Origin of the sequence: Klebsiella huaxiensis, assembly GCF_003261575.2 — a bacterium.
Lineage (GTDB): Bacteria > Pseudomonadota > Gammaproteobacteria > Enterobacterales > Enterobacteriaceae > Klebsiella > Klebsiella huaxiensis.
Genome location: NZ_CP036175.1, coordinates 1,256,281 through 1,277,203, shown reverse-complemented (window position 1 = coordinate 1,277,203; position 20,923 = coordinate 1,256,281). Strand labels below are relative to the sequence as shown.

At 52.4% G+C, this 20,923-nt stretch carries 21 protein-coding genes; 3 read left to right on the top strand and 18 right to left on the bottom strand.

Annotated elements, in window-relative coordinates; all coding sequences use genetic code 11:
• Positions 1-74 precede the first annotated feature (74 nt).
• A complete protein-coding gene (locus DA718_RS06125; RefSeq protein ID WP_112213822.1) occupies positions 75-407 on the bottom strand; it encodes a FaeA/PapI family transcriptional regulator in 333 nt (110 codons plus the stop codon).
• A gap of 171 nt (positions 408-578) precedes the next feature.
• On the opposite strand from DA718_RS06125, the gene DA718_RS06120 reads away from it, so the two are divergent.
• The 3 genes from DA718_RS06120 to DA718_RS06110 are packed head-to-tail and all read left to right on the top strand — an operon-like array spanning position 579 to position 3,003.
• Complete coding sequence (locus DA718_RS06120; RefSeq protein ID WP_112213823.1) at positions 579-1,319, top strand: winged helix-turn-helix domain-containing protein; 741 nt, start codon at positions 579-581, stop codon at positions 1,317-1,319.
• Positions 1,312-1,785: a FidL-like protein gene (locus tag DA718_RS06115; protein ID WP_112213824.1), complete on the top strand. Its 474-nt coding sequence runs from the start codon at positions 1,312-1,314 to the stop codon at positions 1,783-1,785. The genes DA718_RS06120 and DA718_RS06115 overlap by 8 nt, the downstream gene beginning before the upstream one ends.
• A gap of 51 nt (positions 1,786-1,836) precedes the next feature.
• Positions 1,837-3,003, top strand: coding sequence for an HD domain-containing protein (locus DA718_RS06110; RefSeq protein WP_112213825.1), 1,167 nt, complete (start codon positions 1,837-1,839; stop codon positions 3,001-3,003).
• A 34-nt stretch (positions 3,004-3,037) separates the two neighbouring features.
• Here DA718_RS06110 and DA718_RS06105 read toward each other — a convergent pair whose 3' ends face one another.
• The 17 genes from DA718_RS06105 to DA718_RS06025 all read right to left on the bottom strand — a co-directional run bounded on the left by DA718_RS06105 (position 3,038) and on the right by DA718_RS06025 (position 20,904).
• Positions 3,038-3,775, bottom strand: a complete 738-nt coding sequence (locus tag DA718_RS06105; protein WP_112213826.1) for an SDR family NAD(P)-dependent oxidoreductase — start codon at positions 3,773-3,775, stop codon at positions 3,038-3,040.
• Between the two features lies 1 nt (position 3,776).
• Positions 3,777-4,028 (bottom strand): acyl carrier protein, encoded by a 252-nt coding sequence (locus tag DA718_RS06100; protein ID WP_112213827.1) that lies wholly within the window; start codon positions 4,026-4,028, stop codon positions 3,777-3,779.
• Between the two features lie 17 nt (positions 4,029-4,045).
• The gene (locus tag DA718_RS06095) at positions 4,046-4,852 is read right to left on the bottom strand and encodes a MaoC family dehydratase (RefSeq protein ID WP_112213828.1); all 807 of its coding nucleotides are present in this window, start codon (positions 4,850-4,852) and stop codon (positions 4,046-4,048) included.
• A complete protein-coding gene (locus DA718_RS06090) occupies positions 4,849-6,102 on the bottom strand; it encodes a beta-ketoacyl-[acyl-carrier-protein] synthase family protein (protein ID WP_112213829.1) in 1,254 nt (417 codons plus the stop codon). The genes DA718_RS06095 and DA718_RS06090 overlap by 4 nt, the downstream gene beginning before the upstream one ends.
• Complete coding sequence (locus DA718_RS06085; RefSeq protein WP_112213830.1) at positions 6,089-7,486, bottom strand: TolC family protein; 1,398 nt, start codon at positions 7,484-7,486, stop codon at positions 6,089-6,091. The genes DA718_RS06090 and DA718_RS06085 overlap by 14 nt, the downstream gene beginning before the upstream one ends.
• Positions 7,483-9,426: an ABC transporter permease gene (locus DA718_RS06080; protein WP_112213831.1), complete on the bottom strand. Its 1,944-nt coding sequence runs from the start codon at positions 9,424-9,426 to the stop codon at positions 7,483-7,485. Before DA718_RS06080 ends, DA718_RS06085 begins: the two co-directional genes overlap by 4 nt.
• Positions 9,426-10,586, bottom strand: a complete 1,161-nt coding sequence (locus tag DA718_RS06075) for an efflux RND transporter periplasmic adaptor subunit (RefSeq protein ID WP_112213832.1) — start codon at positions 10,584-10,586, stop codon at positions 9,426-9,428. The genes DA718_RS06080 and DA718_RS06075 overlap by 1 nt, the downstream gene beginning before the upstream one ends.
• Entirely contained in the window at positions 10,583-12,694 is a 2,112-nt protein-coding gene (locus tag DA718_RS06070) for a peptidase domain-containing ABC transporter (protein WP_112213833.1), read from the bottom strand. Before DA718_RS06070 ends, DA718_RS06075 begins: the two co-directional genes overlap by 4 nt.
• 9 nt (positions 12,695-12,703) lie before the next feature.
• Positions 12,704-13,654, bottom strand: a complete 951-nt coding sequence (locus tag DA718_RS06065) for a lysophospholipid acyltransferase family protein (RefSeq protein WP_112213834.1) — start codon at positions 13,652-13,654, stop codon at positions 12,704-12,706.
• A gap of 2 nt (positions 13,655-13,656) precedes the next feature.
• On the bottom strand, positions 13,657-14,325 hold the full coding sequence (locus tag DA718_RS06060) for a DsbA family protein (protein ID WP_112213835.1): 669 nt from the start codon (positions 14,323-14,325) through the stop codon (positions 13,657-13,659).
• Positions 14,326-14,396: 71 nt separating this feature from the next.
• A complete protein-coding gene (locus DA718_RS06055) occupies positions 14,397-14,606 on the bottom strand; it encodes a DUF4762 family protein (RefSeq protein ID WP_110275820.1) in 210 nt (69 codons plus the stop codon).
• 103 nt (positions 14,607-14,709) lie between these two features.
• Positions 14,710-15,381 (bottom strand): DNA-binding response regulator, encoded by a 672-nt coding sequence (locus tag DA718_RS06050; protein ID WP_112213836.1) that lies wholly within the window; start codon positions 15,379-15,381, stop codon positions 14,710-14,712.
• Positions 15,382-15,403: 22 nt separating this feature from the next.
• Positions 15,404-15,952 (bottom strand): fimbrial protein, encoded by a 549-nt coding sequence (locus DA718_RS06045; RefSeq protein WP_112213837.1) that lies wholly within the window; start codon positions 15,950-15,952, stop codon positions 15,404-15,406.
• 9 nt (positions 15,953-15,961) lie between these two features.
• Positions 15,962-17,014 carry a fimbrial protein gene (locus tag DA718_RS06040; protein WP_112213838.1) on the bottom strand — a complete coding sequence of 351 codons (1,053 nt, stop codon included), beginning with the start codon at positions 17,012-17,014 and terminating at the stop codon, positions 15,962-15,964.
• Positions 17,014-17,643, bottom strand: coding sequence for a fimbrial protein (locus tag DA718_RS06035; protein WP_112213839.1), 630 nt, complete (start codon positions 17,641-17,643; stop codon positions 17,014-17,016). Before DA718_RS06035 ends, DA718_RS06040 begins: the two co-directional genes overlap by 1 nt.
• 17 nt (positions 17,644-17,660) lie before the next feature.
• Positions 17,661-18,404, bottom strand: a complete 744-nt coding sequence (locus tag DA718_RS06030; protein ID WP_112213840.1) for a fimbrial biogenesis chaperone — start codon at positions 18,402-18,404, stop codon at positions 17,661-17,663.
• Positions 18,405-18,429: 25 nt separating this feature from the next.
• Positions 18,430-20,904, bottom strand: a complete 2,475-nt coding sequence (locus DA718_RS06025) for a fimbria/pilus outer membrane usher protein (protein ID WP_112213841.1) — start codon at positions 20,902-20,904, stop codon at positions 18,430-18,432.
• Positions 20,905-20,923: the final 19 nt, after the last annotated feature.

Below are 20,923 nucleotides of genomic sequence, written 5' to 3'. Positions count from 1 at the left end.
ACTCTCTAAACTAATTAAAAAATCAAAAAGATATCTAAAAACCCTGTGTTTATTGCAAACACCCGGGCCTCTTGTTAGTATGACTCTTCGTCAACATGTTTATTATAAATATACCACTTATGATGTTTTTTAATTTTTATTCTGTTCACCTGACCATACTTCTCCAAAGGCAGCAACAAATGTCTGACTTTATATATTGACATTTCACATCTGTCAGCTAATTCACGAGTAAGTAGCCCCTCAGGCTCATGTTCTTTTAATACGAAAAGAATGTACTCCTGCTCTGGAACGTTCACTCCAGAGAATTTATTGATACCCATGGCAGTCATCAATGACCTTAAGCTTTCAACAGCAGCACCAGAACCATGATGTAAATCAGGGATAGGGGATGAAGTTACAATCTTCATGAGTCAGTTCCTTCTGTCATTCAATGAACTGCAATATGGATTGACCACACTAAAACGGCAACATTAGCTTTAAATTTCAATTTAAACAGTACATTTATCTGAAATTCACTTTTTTTTATGATAAAACTCCTGATATAAAGAGTGAATTTTTAATTCCGTGTGGAGATAAAAATGCGGTTCGATATAGAGGGTTTTATTACTTTTGACACTGAGGAGGCCTCTCTGGTCAACTTGTTGACTGGCGATTGTATTGAACTATCAGCCACATCTACTCGCCTTCTTAGCTGTCTGCTGCAATATCGGGGAGATATTATCTCGCGTGTTGATATTTTTCAGACGGTGTTTGAACAATATGGTGCCAGACCTTCTAATAGTAATCTGAATCAATATATATCCACACTGCGTCGTAGTTTGTCTGACCTTGGCATTGAGAAAAATGTGATTATTACGGTGCCGCGAATCGGTTTTAAGATTTCTAATGAAATTATTATTACCACCGATAGTGATTATCACACATCTTTCTCTCTCCCAACTCTTTCCCCTGAGCCCCCTACGCCTATGACGATCGGGCAACATCGCAAAGCGATCATTTTATTTATCCTGATTGCCGCCGGTCTCATGCTCCTCTCTTATTTTTTTATCCATAAAAAACAATCATCTGGCATTTTCCTCGCTCAGGATAAATGCACCATTTATGGCACAGGCAGCATATCTGCAACAGAAATACTCAGGAATCAAAAGCTGCTGCCCTCCGGGATCGATTGTTCTACGCCAAAGAAAATATACTTTTTCAACCGGCAGATGAGCGAAGAGCAAGACTTAGGCATTTATATGGACATATTCATACTGGAATGCGATCTTAAGTCCCAAAAATGCCATAGTTACTACTATAAGGAAATAAAAAATGCGTAAATATGTCTTAGTATTTGCGATCTGTCTGCCAGCACTAATAGCATTATTAATTTTTTATATTCGCCTCAATAGTCATCCGTCTTTTTCCTGTGAGTCACAATACGATCTGACGGAGAACACAAATGAGAGTATTCTACGCACACAAGGCTTGCTATCTGTAGAATATTCAAACGATCGGTTTTTAATCAGCGTTGAAGGATTACTCACCAGTGATGGGGATAAATATATCATCTCACGCAGCGTCACCTACACATTAAAAAAACGTTCTGGCAGAAGTTCTCTTTTTCATATCGTTGATGCCAGGATAATTCGTCACAGCGCCGATAATACACCAGAAAATATTGCGCAACAGACTCTCTTTGGCAGCCAAACTAATGATAAAATCATCTATATAAATCGAGTCAATGATGATACTATTTTATTCGGTAATCAAACGTTTCCACAATATGGTTGCCAACGTAAATAATCAATCATTGATTGAGATTCATCTCATTAAATTTCATATTATAACGATATCATGACGATACATTTACTACCGACATTAGCCAGCATTGCAAATACCATTGACATGATTAACCCCAAGCTGAATCTGCATCATGTCAGAACTGCATTTATCGTATCGCACCTGGCTAATTTAGTTCATTTCTCTTCGGCTCAGCGTCGTAAAACCGTTCTTGCGGCCCTCATCCATGATATCGGCGGATTGAATGAAAAATCGCGTCTTGAACCGCTTAGTTACATTGATGATGAGCATAACAACCATGCGCTTATTGGCAGCGAATTACTCAGCAGAATTCCTCTATTTCGCCCATTGAACAGAATTGTTCGCTATCACCATACCCACTGGCGAAAAGGTCTGGGGCATTACATCGAAGGGGAACTGGTCCCCGAAGAAAGCCATCTGCTGTTCTTTGCCGATCGACTGGATGTCCTTTATTGCCAGCACCGCACCAGTCATGTGCCCTTCTTAGGCAAGAAACTCCTCGACATAGTGACTGCCGGGGCGAATATTCTCTATAAAGAAGAGTACATTCAGGCCTTCAGAACCCTCTCCAGCAATGAACACTTTTGGTCGGTGATGGCCTCCTCTGACTATCGGGATTACATTAAAGAAATCCCAAGAATTCATAACGATACCATTTCTTTACACAACCTACGTGATATTGCTGAATTGCTCTCGTTTATTATCGATCAGTTCAGCCAGCAGACACCATGGCACTCCTCTGCTGTCGGACATATTGCCGGTTATCTGGCGACAAAAATGGACATGAGCGCGATGCAAAGCCTAAAAGTTGAGATTGGTGGGTTATTGCATAATATTGCGTGTCTTGACCATAGCCCGCCGCATGAGGGTTCGGCTTCGCCAGATAAAGCGCTGCGTTCACTCTATCTAATTGAAGAAATTGATGATATTGCTGAGTGGGGTATCCTGCAAGATAGCCCCAATCCGTATGCGGCACTTATCGCAGTCAGTCGTCAGGTGGTCCATGCATTAACCAACTCACGGGCAGAAGAGAAATCGCTGGCTCGGTTAATTAAACATAACCAGGGGGATGAAATTCATCAGTTGGTTGTGTCTCTGGTCGCACAAAACTCTTCGCAGATTATTCAAATTTATCGCGCGACCGCAACAGAGATAAAAGAGCTAGTGACGCGTATCGAACAACTCGCGCCCCGCACTTAAGATCAGGCCAGCCGATCGTCCGGCCCGATCATATTCAGGCACTCAGTCCGCCGTCCAGTACCAGGGTCTGCCCGGTGATATATTGACTCCCCTCACCGATTAAAAACGCCACCGCCTGAAGCACATCATCCGTTTCACCCAATCTGCGCAGCGGTATCGACTGCCGCATCTCTTTTAATTTTTGTGCCGGGATCTCTTCAAGCATTTCAGTACGAATCAAGCCCGGTGCCAGGCAGTTCACCCGGATGCCGAAACGCCCGACCTCCAGCGCCAGTGAACGCGCCATACCGCCCATCGCCGCTTTGCTGGCAGCATAGGCCGTCTGACCGACGTTGCCCTTAAGCGCGCTGACTGAAGACATCATCACGATAGAACCGCATCGCTGCATCAGCATCGCTGGCAGCAGAACCCGGTTCCAGTTCATCATTGCGATAACGTTGGTCTCCAGCACCTCGCGCCAGATTGCCGCATTCTGGTGAATATGCAGGCCATCACGGGCCATCCCGGCATTGTGGATAATCGCCTCCGGTGCCCCCCACTCAGCCAGCAGCGACTGCGCAAGCTGTTCAACCCGCGCTTCGTCGTTACCATCGCAGGCGTAACCTCGCACCCAATGGGATGAATCGCCTTCGCTCGCCTGCGCCTGGATGTCGTTGATCGCCGCTTCGTTGCGGCCGGTAAACACCACATTCCAGCTTTTCGCCAACCCCATCACCAGCGCCCGACCGATGCCGCGACTGCCGCCGGTAACCAGTATCCATTTCTGCGCCATATCAGTTACCTGACTCTTTGCTGATGTGCTGACACAGCTCACCGAGGGTGATACCCGGATTGTGAATAAACCAGTCAGCCTCCAGCGTGATGTTGAATTCACGCTTTGCCAGTACCATCAGCTCGACGTAGTCGAGACTATCTAATTTCAGCCGCACGAGGGGCGTATTCTCATCGACCTCATCGGGCTCCAGGTCTTTGGCATCACAGATCATTTCACAGACTTTCTGCAGAACTTCATCATACTGAATCATAAAATTATCCTTAATTATCAATTATTAATTGGGCCAACTTTCAGCGTAATCACATTGGTCATAATCTGGTCATTGAGCTGTGCCGCTGCCGCGATACGCACCAGCGCACCCTGTTCAACCTGTCCGACCACCAGCGAAGGTAGCAGCCAGAGCGACAGGGATTCCGGCCAGATCGGTGCTCCTTTATCCGCAAATCGGGTATCGAAAATCACCTCCTGGTGAGTTTGCAACACCGGATAGCGGGTAAAAATTTGCTGTAACGAGGTTTCCCCCTGGTCGAGCAGGGCCGCAATGTTCTCCTGATTCAGCAGCGCTTTATCGCTAATCAGCTGACGAAAGAGCAGTGCATCAAGAAATTGCCACTGCGTCAGGTCGGGCCAGGCGCTGTTGAAGTGAGATTGCAGAGCGAGCAGCGTCTTAGAATCAAGTTCGCTGGGCTGTTTCCCCACCAGCGATTCAGGTTCAGTCGCCAGGGTCATCTGGCATGACAGGCAGACTTCATCACTCTGTGGATGCATGACCGACGCGGCGGATAACACGCGTTTTTTTGCCGGTCCCGGCGTTAACAGCCAGTCGGCTTCGCACCACAGCGGCCTGCGCAGGCGTACCTGACATTTCAGATAACCTTCAGCACGGGATGACGGATACGCCAGCCGCGACTGAACATCACGTTTCACATCCAGTAGTGCGCGCATCCCGTGGACGCTCAACTGGCTCCCCCCCATCGCACGCGCAGCCGAAAGATCGAAGTGGATCGGGTTGTCATCGCCAGAAAATGCTGCCCACTGATGAGCATCGGCAAGGGTGTAGCGCAGCCGCGTCACGCGTGTTTCTCCAGCACCAGCGCGGCGTTCGCGCCGCCAAAACCAAAGCTCAGATTCAACGCCCGGCGAATCTCTCCCTGGCGATGCCCTTCGGCAATATAGTCGAGATCGCACAGTGGATCGGGCTGGGTTAAATGTGCCGTCGCGGGCATGATCCCGGCCGCCATTGCCTGCAGGCAGACAATGGTCTCGAAGCTTCCCGCCGCCGCTATCAGATGCCCGGAGTAGGCTTTGGTGCTGGAAACCGGGATTCGATACGCCTCGTCACCCAGCGCCTTTTTCAGCGACTGCGTTTCGTTAATATCATTAAGCGGCGTGGAGGTGCCGTGGGCATTGATATAGTCGAGATCGGCGGGCTGGAGCCCCGCGCTGCGTAGCGCCCAGCGGATAGTCTGCTCGCGGGCCACGCAATCCTCCGCCGGGGAGGTAAAATCCACCGCGTCGGAGAAATTGGCATAGCCGGTGACTTCCGCGAGGATCGTCGCCCCACGAGCGATGGCGTGCTCGCGCTCTTCCAGGCACAGCACCGCGCCCCCTTCCGAAAGCACAAACCCGCTGCGCTGCTGGCTGAACGGACAACTGGCCCGCTCCGGTGATTCCGTTTCCCGGCTCAGCGCACCGAGCACATCGATATTCCAGATGGCGCAGACGCTATTTAACGCCTCCCCGGCGCCGGCAAGCATCATGCTGGCGCGGCCAAAACGAATCGCATCATAGGCCTCGCCGATAGCAATAGTGCCGGTAGCGCAGGCGGCAACAGGGGTATTTTGATATCCACGTAAATTCCACAGCTGGCTACAGGCTGCGGTAGTCACGTTCGGCATCGAAAAGAAGCAGCTAAAGGGTGAAGAGACACCTTTTTTCTCAAACTCCGGCACCGCCAGGTAACTCTCATCCAGCCCTGCCCAGCCGGTGCCAATAATCGCACCGCACATCAGCGGATCGTAGAACGCGGCAGGCGATTCACCGGCAAAGGCCATCGCCATGGCTTCACGCGCGGCGGCCAGCGCCAGGCGCGCATGGCGCGGTAAACGCCGGCGGATAGCAGCAGGAACGCCCTTAAGGCTGGGTTCGTTCTCCACCTGACCAATAAAATGGGTGTGGATGCCGTTAGCCGAGAGATCGACATAGCGGTAGCCGTGTCGATAATCCGTGATCGCCTGCCAACTTTCGGCGGCGCTGTCGCCAAGGGGAGTCACCGCGCCATAGCCGGTAATCACCACGCGATAAGGGGGTTTACTGTGACTCATTTTGGGATGTCCTCTGTTGCGGGTTACTGCCACCTTGCGCCAGCCAGAGCTGCAAAGTGGCATAAAGATAGTCGTACTGGTTTTGCGCAAGACTATTTTGCACATCAAGCAGCGCATCCTGGGCGTTCAGCAGGGTTTGATAATCCACCGCGCCTGCACGATAGCGGCTCCCGGTGAGCGTCAGACGCTGCTGGCCCAGTTGCAACGATTGCAGCAAGCGCTCGCGCTGCTCGTCGGCGTTTAGCCGCTTCTCCATGGCGTTATCCACTTCCGACAGCGCGGTATAGGCCGTGCGGCGGAAGTTCACCGCCTCCTGCTGCACCTTTACGCTGGCCTGTTCCACGGTGAGCTGCACCGTATTCCACTGGATAAAGGGCGCACTCACGCTGCCGCCGACGGTCCGCAGCGGATCGTTAAACCATTGGTGAAAAATCTGGCTTCCGGCGCTAAGCGTCCCCTGCAACGAAAGCGTGGGATAGAAGCTCAGCCGCGCGGCATCTGAGCCCGCCAACGCCGCACGCAGGCGTGATTCCGCGGCCTGAAGATCCGGACGGCTGGCGAGCGCGGCCAGCGGCGTGGCGTTGGCAATGGCGACGTGCTGGCGAACATCTAGTGCATGGGCCTCATCGGTATGCTGCGACGGTGGGCGATTGAGCAGCAGCGCCAGCGCGTTGCGCGAAATCGCCCGCTGCTGCTTCAGGGCGAGCAGCTGATTCTGGCGGCTGATAACCGTCTGCCGGGCCTGTAGAACATCAAGTAGTCCAACTTTCCCCGCCCGTTGCCATGACTCAATCTGCGCTAGCGTCTGCCTGGCAATATCGAAACTCACCTCCTGATAAACCATTTGCTGATTTAACAGGGCGATGTTCCAGTACAGCTGCGCGGTGGTATCGATCGTCGACAGGATCGTCGCATGATAATCCTGCTCGCTGGCAACCGCTTCCCACTCGCTTTGTTCGCGAATGCGCGCCAGCTTGCCCCAGAGATCCAGTTCATAGCTCAGCGACAACGAGGTGCTGTAGCTCTCCTGCGAACGCCCGCTGTTTAACGGCTTCGAATTGCTGCCGGAGCCGTTGAGCGTGGCGTCGGGACTGATATTGGTCTGGGTTAGCCCGGCAGAAATACGCGCCTGCTTGAGAGTTAATGCGGCAGCGGCCAGATCGTTATTGCTTTCCAGCACCTGACCCAGCACGCGCGACAAACGCTCGTCGCCGAAGCGATCCCACCATCGGCCATCTTCCACCTGCGAAGGGGCGATATTCTGCCCTTCTGTTCGCTGCCAGTTTTCCGGCACCGACAACAGCGGGCGCTGATAATCGCTGCGGGTCAGGTTACCGCAGCCCGTGAGCAGCAGGATCAGCGGTAAAAAAGTACCTAATCTCATTCGCGGGCCAGCGCCTCCGTAGGATTGAGTCGCGCCGCTCGCCGCGCCGGGAAATAGCCGAACGTCAGGCCAATCAGAGCGGAAAAGCCGCAGGCCATCGCCACCGGGAGCCACGTAAAGACCATCGAGAACTCCTGCGTCAGCAGAGCAAACAGGTTCCCGGCGGCCCAGGAGCCAATGACCCCCGTCAGCCCGCCGAGCGCGCAGATCATCACCGCCTCAATCAAAAACTGGTGCATGATATCGGAGGGACGCGCGCCGACCGAGAGTCGGATACCGATCTCATGGGTTCGCTCGGTAACGGAAACCAGCATGATATTCATCACCCCAACGCCGCCGACCAGTAGTGAAATAGCGGCAATCGCGGTGATCAGCAGCGACATTGAATCGGAGGTTTTTTGCAGCGCTTTGGCGAGCTGTTCATCGGTCTGGACAAAGAAATCTTTTTTGCCATGCTCGCGAATAAGATGCCTTTCCGCACGCTGCGCGGCCTCTCTCGGCGACAGCGTCTCCTGAAAGCGCAGCGTTAGCGCCTCCAGCGGCTTATCACCGGAAATCCGCTGTAATAGCGAGGTATAGGGGATCCACGCCGACATAAACCCGCTGACCACTTTCGGCCCCGGCTTGCTGGCAACGCCGATCACCCGCCACGGCGCACCGGCGATTTGCACAATTTTATCCAGCGGATCTTCATTACCGGGAAACAGCGTCTCTTTACTGGTTTCATCCAGCACCAGTACCGGCTCCCGATCGTTGACGTCGCGTAAGGTAAAGCCGTTGCCCTGAATAAAGCGAATCCCCTGCAACGAAAAATAGTCGGCGGAAACCCCGGAGAGGATCATCGAGGAATCCAGGCCCTGGCGCACTGCGGTAGTCATGCTGGAGACAATCGGCGACACCCCCAGCACCCAGGGCTGCTTGCTGAGGCTGGTGATATCCTCCAGCGACAGCGCGCGCTCCATATCCGGGCGCTTGCTGCCCCAACCGGTACCGGGGCGAATTTCAAGCGTGGTATTACCCAGTTTGCCAATTTCGTTCATGATGGTCTGCCGGGCGCCTTCGCCTACCGCCATCGAGGAAACCACCGATGAGATGCCGATGATAATCCCCAACATCGACAAAAAGGCGCGCATCCGATGGCCCAGCAGTGCACGCCATGCCATTCGTACCGACTCGCCTACGCTGCGCGACAGCGAAGCCCGACCGTTATCCTGTACCGTCGGCAGCCGCTGAATATCACGTTTGTCCTGAGCGCAATTCGTGCGATCGGCAACAATCTGCCCATCGCTGATCTCGACGATCCGCTGCGCCTGCTGCGCCACCTCGCGATCGTGGGTCACGATAATCACCGTATGGCCATCGGCGTTCAACTGGTGCAGAACATCCATCAGCGCCCTGCCGCTGGCGCTATCCAGCGCCCCGGTGGGTTCATCAGCAAGAATAATCTGCGCGCCGTTGATCAGCGCCCGGCACACGCTGACACGCTGCTGCTGCCCGCCGGAGAGCTGCGCGGGTTTATGCCCTAAGCGCGTATCAATGCCCAGCTTTCCCGCCAGCAGCGCGATTCGCGCCTGACGTTCAGTTGCAGGCATCGCGGTATATAAGGCGGGAATGGCGATGTTCTCTTCCGCCGTTAAATAAGGCATCAGGTGATAGCGCTGAAAAATAAACCCTAACCAGCGGCTACGCAGTTCGGCAAGCGCCGCGCTATCGGCCAGATGAGTAGCAATGCCGTTGATATAAACCTCGCCGCTGCTGGGTTTGTCCAGGCAGCCGATAATGTTCATCAACGTCGATTTACCCGAGCCGGAAGCGCCCATTATCGCCACCATTTCGCCGGGCATAATGGTCAGGGACACCGATTTCAGCACCGGAATCGTCTGCGTTCCGGCGATAAAAGAGCGGGTGACGTTATTAAGCTGGATTAAAGACTTCACCATCAGATTGACCCTGCATCCTGCGGGATCACCACCCGCTCACCGGGCTGCAAGCCTTCAAGGACCTGCGCGTACTGGCGGTCGTTAATGCCGATACGAACGGTGCGCTCCTCGCTGCCGCTCGCCTTCTGCACCACCACACGATAGCGCTCATTGCCCAGCGAACGCCCCAGCGCAGCAACTGGAATGCGCAACGCCTCCTTGGCCTGCGCAATGCGGATAAATACCTGCGCAGTCATCGAGGTTTTCAGCAGTCGCTGGCGGTTATCCACCTCAAAGGTGCCGTTGTAGTAAATGGCTGTGCTTTGCTGATTGCTGGCGGAAGCCCCGGAGTTTTGCTCTTCCAGCGCCTCCTGCGGCGCGGGCTGGACATAGCCAAGCTCCCCCTCATAACGCGTTTGCGGGTCGGCAATCACGTAAAACCACAGCGGCTGTCCGGGATGGATTTTCTGGATATCGGCTTCGGAAATGCGCGTTTGCACCTGCATTTTATCAAGGTCGGCAAGCACCAGAATAGTCGGCGCGATTTGTGAGGAGACGATGGTTTGCCCTTCACGGGTGACAATGCCCAGTACTTCGCCGTCCATAGGGGCGAGAATGCGCGTATAGCCGAGGTTGGCGTTGGCGGTCTGCACGCTCATTTCCGCTTGCACAATCTGCGCCTCATTGACCGCAATCTGCTGTACCTGCGCGGCATATTGCGCCTGCGCCTGTTCAAGGTCGCTGTTCACACCAGAGCCATCGCGATTCATGGCCTGCTCGCGGGTCAACGCTTTGCGGTACTGCACCAGCGTCGCTTCAGAGGCTAACTTCTGTGCTCTGGCGCTGGCCAGCTGCGCGGTGGCGTTGCGTAAGTCTGAAAGCTGTAAAGTCGGGTCGATTTCGGCCAGCAGTTGCCCTTTTTGCACCCGCTCCCCTTGACGAACAAACAGCTTGCGCAACTGCCCGCTGACCTGAGCGCCAACGCTCACCTGGACGGCAGGTTTGATGATGCCGCTCGCCAGTACCACCTTTTCGATATCTCCACGATCGAGGGCGACGGTATAGAGCGATTCGGCCTGTGCCGGACGCGATTGCTGGTAGAAAACGGCAGCGACAATGGCCGCCATCGCGGCCAGCGCAAACAGCAACATTTTAGGACGGCGGAAAAATGCTCGCGTCATTGGACCGGCACTCCCTGCGCAATATCGCGCAGCTCGCCTTCGTTCAGGCGATATACTCGCGCAAAGTGGTTCACAATCAGCTCACTGTGGGTCACGACAATCAGCGTTTTGCCCTGTTCGCGACAGTGCTGACACAGCGCGGCGATGACCGTCTCTGCGGTTTCATCATCAAGATTGGCGGTTGGCTCATCGAACAGTAAAATCGGTCGGGTACTGTAGAGCGCCCTCGCCAACATCAGCCTCTGGCGCTGGCCTAAAGAGAGCGCGGAGTGGCTTTCGCGAATTAGCGCTTCCATTCCCCCAGGCAGCGCCTGTACCACCGGCCCCAGCGCCATTTTATCGATCAGCGCTTCCACTCGCCCACGGTCGCTGTCGCTGTACCACGGGTCAAACAGGGTGATGTTTTGCAACACCGAGGCGTTAAACAGGATGTCTTCCTGACTTTGCAACCACACCTGCGAGGTCAGTTGTTGGGCACTCGCCTCAGCATTGTTCAGCAAAATTCGCCCATCCTGCGCGGAAAAAAGTCCGGTCATCAGCCGCAGCAAGGTGCTCTTTCCGGCACCGGAATCGCCAACAATGGCTATCTGATCGCCAGGCTCAAGTACGAGGTCCACCGCGTTTAATACTGGCCTTTGCGGGTTGTAATGAAAGCTCACCCGCTCGAACGCCAGTCGCGGAACCGCTGTTCCGCTGAGCGGAGAAATCAGGGGAGAAGCAAGCTCATGCTTCGTAAACAATCCCTGTGCGCGGGTATCAATTACATGCAGTTGCGATTTACGGATAACGGCATAGAACATCCGCGTGACGTAGGAGGTAAAAATTTGCCGCAAAAAGCTGTAGGCAAAGAAGTCGCCCAGGGAGATCTGTTTTGCATGTACCAGCGGCAGCACTACCAGCATAAAAACCACCATTTCGAGGCTGCCGGTCAGTTGATACAGCCCTTCTTTCACCTGCTGATACACTTTCTGCCGTTGCAGGCAGGTAAAAAGGTCATGCGACAGGCGAGCAAACTGCGCTTTGCGCTGGGTTTCCAGCCCGGCGGTTTTAATGGTTAATACCCCCTGAAGGGTCTCCATGAAAAAGTCATTTAGCACCGCGCTTTTGAGCTGAAGCTGCTGCGTATACCAGCGGTCGCGAAATATCGCCCAGACGCTAATTAACCCCATCACCACAATGCCCACGGCGGAAATCAGCGCCAGCACCGGGGAGATCCAGAACATAATGCCAATGGCGATAACGCAAATAATCCAGTCCGAGCGCAGGCCGTTATCCAGCTCAATTTTTTGCAGCATGCCGCTCTGCCAGGCAATAAAGCGGCTGAAAACATCCCCCGGCGCGCGCTTTTCAAAAAAGCGCAGGGGATTATTCAGCAATCGCGAAAAACCAATATCACTATTAAGCAATACAAAACGGCGGATAAAACGTTCGCTGATCACCCTGACACCCAGCGCTAACAGCGTGGAGACCACAAAGGCGAGGATGAACCACAGATATGGAAAATCCGTGTTCTGAACATCGGAGAACGCCTGATTAATCGCGCGGCTGACCATCGTCGGCATTAAAAACAGCGTTAACGCCACCAGAAAGGTTAATAGCATCAGCTTGTAAATGCCCGGTACCGCAGCCGTCTCCTTCAGGCTCATGGCCCGCGGCATCTCCTGTTGCGTTTCGGCGATAACAGGATTGGGGATTACGCCCGCAGAGGGGGATTCTTCGAGGATCAGCGCATAGCCGCTAATCTCTTTTTTTAGCGCCGAAAACGGCAACCACTGTTGGCCAATTGCCGGGTTCATCACGCAGACGTAATCCCCTTTGCTCCACGCCAACAGGACATAGTGACTGGCACCGTAATGTAAAATTGAGGGGAACGGCAGCCCATGTAGCTCATCATGATCGAAGAGCACCGGAGCAGTGGCAATGCCAACCTGTTGCAGGATGACGGATAAATCGCTCAACGATGTTCCATGATCGGACGCCGGGAAAATTTCGCGTAATGCCGGGAGAGAGCAGTGAATATTCTGGGTTTGCGCCAGCATCGCAATACAGGAAAGGCCGCACTCGTTGGTCTCTTCCTGAAAAACCATATCGGGGATAATCTTTTTCATTATGATGTATCAGTGATTAATAAAATAGAGCGAATGGCTGTGCCACAAAAGCCAATCCTGCGGATAATCACGCAGGGTATTTTCAATAATCGTCGGCAACGTTGCCGCGACCTCTTTTGGCGACAGCGGGGAATAGATTTTTATTTTTATCCCTTGCTGATAATAGAGGTGATAAAAAACCACCTGCGCCGACACGATGCGCGAAAACCGCTGTACGCCGTTGTGTAGTTTTGCCGGACGGCCAAATAGCCGACAGCTTATTTTCCCGGACTGTGCTTCATGGGTCTGAACGGTGTAATCGGCTGGAATATCGGGGAAAATAATCATATTTTCCCGCCCTTCAGAGACGTTAGTCATTAGCGCCATCAGCTCGCTGGCCAGCGATGTATTATCCTGGTGGATGGAGCAGTAAGAGAGCGCGACGCCGCCCATTGCGCGGCTGGCGACGGTGTAGCTTTCCGCGCTGGACGAGACCACCACGCTGGCTTTGCCCGGCGTCACGCCGGCCCCGACCATCGCGGCTAAAATATCGGAAACGCAGTGCAGCGGCGCGAGGACCACCGGCGTCTTTTGCGCCACCAGTGGCGCAACCACCGCATTAAGCTCTTGCGTACACGCCTGCATCTGGCGCAACGTTGCCGGGTGCTGACCCCAGGTCGCGCCCATCTCCAGCAGTTGGCGGCGCATGGCGATCCACGCGGCGTCAACTCGCCCATCGCCATCGGTCAGGCAGCGATAGTTCTGCGTCGCCACGGCGGTACGCCCGCGATATTGTCTGCCCAACAGCCGCAGCGTGCACAGCGCGCGAACGGTTGGCAACAACAGCGACATAGGGGTATAAGGCATCACTGCCCGCACCGCCTTTTGCCCGTAGGCGGCAAAAGGACGGTGTCGCCAGGCAAGCTGCGCGGACCATTTTCTTACGCTGAAGACGCCCCAGACGATCAGAAAGCGCGTCACGCTTACTCCTTGTCCTGAGCTAACAGCTGACGCATATAGTCGGCAAATTCAGGAAATTGACGATCCTTCGCCACGACGTATTTTTTATTAACAATAAACAACGGCGTCGCGTTAATGTCATAGAGCTCGGTGATTTCCGCCATATATTCCAGCCGCTCGGCAACGGCTTTGCTTTGGCGTACCTGATGATATTTCGCCACATCAATATCGTTCTTTTTCAGCCAGGTATTCAGCGCTTCATCATCAGCTAAATTAATACCGCGAACCATTACCGCGTTAAATGCCGAGTCGCGCGTCTGACGCTCAAGGCCCATCACTTCAAGCGTCGCAAAAACCGGTGCATAAACTGCCAGACCATTTCTTTCAGCGGTAATATGGATAACTTCGAAGGTGCTATCTGCCGGTAAGGTGGCGGCAAATTTTTCGATATCTTCCTCATTCGACGCGCAGTAGTGGCAGCCATAGGACAGTACTTCAATAATACTGCTCTCATGTTTTATTGGGCTACTGGCAATAATTCCATCGTCAATTTTCCGTAGCGCCGAAGGCTTACTGCTATCGAATGAAAAAGTATTAAATACAAAGATGTGATAACACAAAACAGTCATCAGCGACGAAATTAACGCCACCAGAAACGTGTAGCCAACAGCGGTAATAGGTTTTATTTTCATTTCGATACCAGGCTCGCGAAAAAGGCGTAAAAATATATGGAGGGTTTCCCCTCCATATACCACTGCAGAAATTACTGACGGATGCGGTTCGGTACTACGCACATACCATCAGCAGCATCTTTCATGCTAACGGTTGAGTTGCCGTGCTTATCCGTGCAGGTGGTCACTTCTTTACAAGAAGAAACACCACCAACAACCACAGTTTCGTAAGAGCTGGTGCAAGTTTCCTTACAGGTCCCGCCAATAATACCCGCTGCTTCAATCATGCTTAATTTTTGCATTTGTTAGTTCCTTAACTATTTATATTGAAATGTATTTTCTTACACTTACCTACTGGCTTAGATACCTGCCAGTAATTTTGTCGATGTCATACGTTGCACGCTGCTATATGCAAGGCGTGGCGACGATACACTTGAAAATGTTAAACAGCTCAACGTTATTTTTGGCGTTTAATTTTTTCATCAGCCCTCGTTTACTGCGGCTTAAGCGACGAACATCAATTTGTTGCTCAGAGGAAATTTGCGAAAGCGATTTTCCTTTGAATATTTCTTCCATCAACCACCAGTCATCGCTGGAGATGCTGTTATTAAAATCTCTTGCCAACCATTTTTGCCGTGTGTAGTTAATCAACGAACGGCTAAAGAATATTTTTTTTGCTACTAGTGCCTGAGAATCTTCGATAAAGCTAGAAAAGTTGCTCAGTGATTCATTCTTTAATAACCAACTGGCTTCCGGGAGAAGCGAATGCAGTGCAAAAAAGAGAGCGAGATTATTGCTATCTAACAGAATAACCAGTTGCTGATTTTCCCGGCAATAATGTTCTTTAATGGTATACAACGCATTAAAGCGTTCATCCGGTAAGCTGTCGACATCACAGAGGATCCAATGCAGCTCATCTCTCTTTTTTGGTGAACGCAGCGTGCTAACCAGTTGCGAAAAATGTTCGATCTTTGAGAAAGAGCAGTCCGGCTCGCGGGCAGTAAGATCGGCAACCGCGGAACGCACACCTTCAGAGAAAAAAATATTTTTATCGTAGAGAAAGAAATGGCGGCTCATTTTTAATCATCCTTGATCGGTTCTACTGGTAGTTTAGGGTGTAATTTGCCGTGGCCTGAAAGGCACCGGTTTGCAAGGTTTCGTTACTCAAGGCATCCGGTTCCCCTTCCACAAAAGCTTTAAAATTTAACTGCATGGTGGCATCGGAAATGGCAACCGCGGTAGTCGGCGTATTCAGTGAAATAGCCGTACCATTACTCTCTTCAAAGCCAATACCAATCCCGCTGGCGGAATTGGGCGCTACCGGCGTAATCGCCAGGCGATCGCTCATATTGGCATTTTCCGTCCCGCTAAAGGTCACAGTGACGGAATTAAAGACATCGGTACTGCAATCCTGTAGCTCAATAACAAACGCTTTGGGCTGAGATTTCCCTTCGGCGTACAGCGAGCGGGTTGAAATTTGGCCAAAATCCACGGCGATGTTTTTTGACGAAGGCACGATACTGCAGCCCTGGGCAACGACGGTTCCCTTGAAGTTTAAATCGCCGCCGATCAGCTCTCCGATGGCATGCGCCGGGGTGACTGCCGGTAGCGAACATATGAGTATCATTGATGCGATTAATTGACGCATGCTGTCCCCTTACTGAAACTCAGCGACCACGGTGGCCGATGCCTGGAAATCCCCTTCAAGTACGTTGGTCCCGGCATTGGCAATCGGTGCGGCGGTCAGATTCCAGGTTCCCTGGTTATTATTAAAACCCGGGACGTCATAAAACTTATTCGCGGCCACTAAATTGCCGCCGGAATCCTTCAAGATAATGCCAAGGTTGGAGCGGTCGACGGCCCCGGTGGTACCTAAATAATCGCTATTAAAACTGGCGGTATTAGCCTGCTGAATTCCCAGGCGAATATTCAAGTTACCGGTCGCAAAACTTCCCCCTTCACACTTCACCTGAATCGGCACGGACTGGCTGTAGTTGTTGCCGTTAAGCTGTGAACCAGAGCTGGGGATAGTGTTAAAATCAACAGTGATCGGCGAGCCGGAGTTGACGATACATTTGTCCGGAACAGTAATAACTCCAGAGTTAATTGAGACAATCGACATGGGCGTGGTCCCCATACCGGCGCTGTAATTGCCCAGGCGACCGTAAAGTTTAGCTATTTCGGTACCCAACAGGTTTACGCCGTTAACAATCGGCTTGGTGATCATAAACGTCACCCGCCCCTGAGCGCCGGATTCAAAGTTATTAAACTGAGTGGTTGGTGGCACGCATTTGTTCTGAAATGCATCGTTCGATTCATTATTAAAAGGCACAGGAAGATACGCCATTCGTTGGCCGCGGATGTAAATTTCAATTTTCACATCCATATAATCATTGAGTTTTAAATATCCCGCCGAACTACCCTGCTGAAGTAACGAGGCAGTAGCAGAATAATAGATGGCCTGATTTTCCATGGCGATAGTGCAGCTGGCTACGCCAGAGTATTGGCCGCCTAATGCAAAAGTATAAGGAATGGTCGCCCCGATACTGTTGTTGGTAATATCCTGGTTGGCGACGTCAATATTATACATTTTAGGTCCGCCAACCGGCGTAATTTCCCCTTCAACTGCCGCTGCGGTTTCCCAGGACAGCAGGCCACCGCATAGCAAAATAGCGACGCGGGTTTTACGCCAGATAACCATAGCAGCCATTACAGATACTCCATTTTTAAACGCAGCAGTCCGCTAAAATTACCGGCGGTCACGTTTCGCCCGGTAGACTCCAGTACCGCAATAAACGTCAGGCTGCTGTCGCCGGTTTTCACAATAAACGGCGGCTGGGTTTGATTGATATCCAGCGCGCGCTCTTTGATATCCAGCAGGCGAATACCGGCTCCGGAGGTGCTGCCAGTCAGGCGTAACAGTTGACGATTATTCTCGTCCGACTCGCCGATAAACGTCATCTGTACCGCCTGCTCGCCAGTGGTATAGAGGTGCTTGCTATTTCCCGTAGTCCTTGATGCGATGCTGTCTCGCGCCTGTGACGCCCCTTTCAGGCAATCTCGCAGTTCAACGCGTACCAGTACCGGCTGGCTACGATCGCCCGCCTGATGAAAACGGCGGGCGCTAATTTCGCCCAGTTCGATGATTTGCAGACGGCTCTGCGGGGCAAGGACGCACGGCGAGGCGTAAACGGAGCCCTGAAATATCACGTTACCGCCATCTTCCCCCTGATGATCCTGGTTATAGTGCTGCGGCTGTAGCGGAATATCAGCGTCGGCCAGCGCTGGCATGCTGAGACCGAATACAAACAGTGCGAATAGCGATAAACGCGTTTTCATCATCAGGTTCCTCTCAATTACCCTTGCTGCGACGGCGGCAGAGCTTTACAGGTATTTCCCGCACAGCGATATTTCAGTTCCGGATGGCCGCCATAGTCATTCACGTACATCATGGAAAAATCACTGATTCCGCCATCTGTTACGCTGAATTCCAGACTGGATTTCGGTGCAATCATTATTCCAGGAAATTTCGTTATTTTTTCACCCTTCGTCCGCGACAGGCTAATAATGGTGATGTAATAAGGCGTCGGGTTTTGCGCGCTCATTTTATTGCCGCTTTTTTGAAAGACGACCTGATCCTGCCAAATCTCGCTTTTGCTTTTTGGGATAATGGCGGTTGGGCGGAAAAATAATTTAATCCGCGACTGCATCGCTAATTGCAGGACATTCGCTTTATCTGGCTTAGGCGGAATTTCACGCACGCTTAAATAAAACAGGCTTTCACGATCCTGCGGCAGCTGATTAATGCCATCAGTCTTGGTCACGCGCGCGACGCCTTTTTGCCCGCCGTTAATTCGCTGCAAAGGCGGCAGCACCACCAGCGGAGAGGTGATTTTATTGCCTTTGCTGTCCTCGACCCAGGACTGCGCCAGAAATGGAATATCCGGGCTGGTGTTGGTCAAATTCGCGCTTGCCGAGCTATCTTTACCGGTGATAATCAAGCGAGTGCGATCCAGTGAAACGCCCGCCTGAGCGGTACTGCTTACCGCTGTCAGCATCAGGGCGCCCATCCAGCAGAGTTTGTTACTTGTCATGCTCATTTTTGGCCTTTTATTACAGTCACTGTCATTTACACGGCAATAGCGCGGCTGTCGAACGACGCTCTATAGATGGCGGAATGGTTATCTGACACTGCTTTTTCCCGCTCCACATCACGCTTAGCGCCTCTTGTGGGTTCACGCCCGCCAGCCATCCCTGTCCGCCTTCCATAATCATCGACACGCTAACGCCATCGCCGTTAATAACCTCGGCGCCAAACGGAGGATAGGTACCGTCAGCCAGGCGAATGATGCCCATCATCTTCTCGCCCTTCGCCATGCCAAAGGTCTGATAGCCAATAGCGCCTTCGGTCAGCGTGGCGGTGCTGATGGCTTTTGCCGGTTCAATCGATTCCGACATCGCATCGACATCAACCCGGGTATCAAAGCTGTTGTAGCTCACGATGTCCGGAATCACGGCGATACCGAAATTGTTAGTTCTTGATTTCCCGTCATTTAGCGGGACGTCGCCGATGCCGTTGGTATTCACCATCACGCGAGCGGTGTTGAGCGTCGCGCCGCTGTTATGGATCGCCGCGCCGTGTCGGGTGGCGGTAAAGCCGCCGCGCAGAGTGCTGCTCAGAGAGATATAGCGATCCTGCTGATAGCTGGCGTTGCTGTTGATTTCGGCATACTGCGAGCGGCGCTGATAATAGCCGTCGACGTTGGCATAACCGCTCTGGCTCGCCCCTGCACGCAGTCGCCACAGGTTGTTGTAGTCGCTGCTATCGGTATACGAGAGCATCGGGCTGGTTTTGCCGTTATTGGTCTGCACGTCCAGACCACTCCATTTGCTATCGCCAACCGGAACAGAAAGCGAAATAGCGATCGAGTCGTCTTTACGCCCTTCATAATCAGAACGATATGCTGAAATATTGGTGGTGATCCCGCGAATATTACCGACGTTAAACGAACGCCCTAAAGAGATGCCGTAGCGATCCTGACTACTGCGATTCCAGTAATTCTGGTGGGTATAGGTCAGGAATACAGTGGTTGCCTTGCCCGGCTCATCGGCCCAGAACGTTTTATTCCCGGTAATGGTATAAACTTCTTTTTCGCGCCCAAGGCTGTCATATCCCTCATAACGCTCGTTGAGATATTGCGAGAAAGAGCGGAAATCTTCCTGAGAAAAGCGATATCCGGCGAAGGTAATTGAACTGTTATATTCGTCGAAGGTTTTCGCATAGCTCAGCTTAAATGAGGTGCCTTTAAGTCGTTTCTTATTCGACTGCTGGCTATAAGATTCTGTGGCATCCAGCGAGAGCGCGCCAAGAACGCTTAAATCACGACCAATACCAGCGGAAACCGCAGTATATTCAGCCCCCGCGCTTTGCAGCCCACCATATAGCGACCAGGCGTTGCTTATCCCCCAGGAGAAGTCGCCGGAAGCGAATCCCGGTCCCTGAATTTTATGGCTGTAACGGGATGGCGCACCGATCGCCACGTTATAACGCACATAGCCCGGACGCGTGAGATAAGGAATATTGGCGGTGTTGACCTGGAAAGTGGAAATGGAGCCATCCTGCTCTTCCACCTGTACATCCAGCGTACCGCGCACCGAACTACGCAGGTCCTGGATATTAAACGGCCCGGCAGGGACCGTGGTCTCATAAATAATGCGCCCGCTCTGCTTCACCGTCACTTTGGCATTAGTCTTGGCCAGGCCACGAATTTCCGGCGCGTACCCTTGCAGATTTGGCGGCAACTGACGCTCGTCGCTGGCGAGATTAAGTCCGGTAAAGCGCACGGTGTCGAAGACCTGAGAATCAAGGTAGATCTCCCCTGCCGTCAATTTTGCCGCCAGCATCGGCAACGGACGATACGCGTAGATCTGATTCATGTCGAAATCGAACTGGTGCGTTGAGCTATAGTAACTGGTTTGATACTCACCGCGTAAACGCCAGCCTCCGAGGTTGACCCCGGTCTGACCATATCCGCTCAGGGTACTGTAATCTTCATGCATATCAAGCTGCCGGGTGTATTGCCCGGTCAGGCTGTAGTCTAGCAGGAACCCACCAATTCCCTGGTCCCAGCGCTCTGGCGGCACCCAGTTCGGGTCGTTGTATTTCATCCACGCCTGTGGAACGGTGATATCCAGCACGCCAGCGTAGTTACTGAGCGTAGCGCCGGGAAGGCTGAGCAGGTCATAGCAATCCGCAAAAGGCTGCGCAACCTTCAGTTGTGCTTCCTCTTTCAACGCTAATCTTGAAAGGATTTCGCCGTTAATACAGGCCTGGGTATGCTTCTGGTCTTTAGAGGGCAGATAGCGAACTTTTTGCTGCCCGACTGCCTGGCCATTAATTTTAATGTCTAAGAGATATTCGCCGGGCGGAACATAGTTATCGGTAGCAAAACGGGTTAAATCAATATTGCCACGGTCGGCAGCATCCAGTACGTCGGTATTGAATTCTACATCCGAGGAAGCACAAGCCATAGAAGTGCAGCAGAAGAAAAGTATCTGAGAGAGGATTACATTTATTTTTATTTTTAGTTCTGCTGACATGACTATTCATCCCGAATCA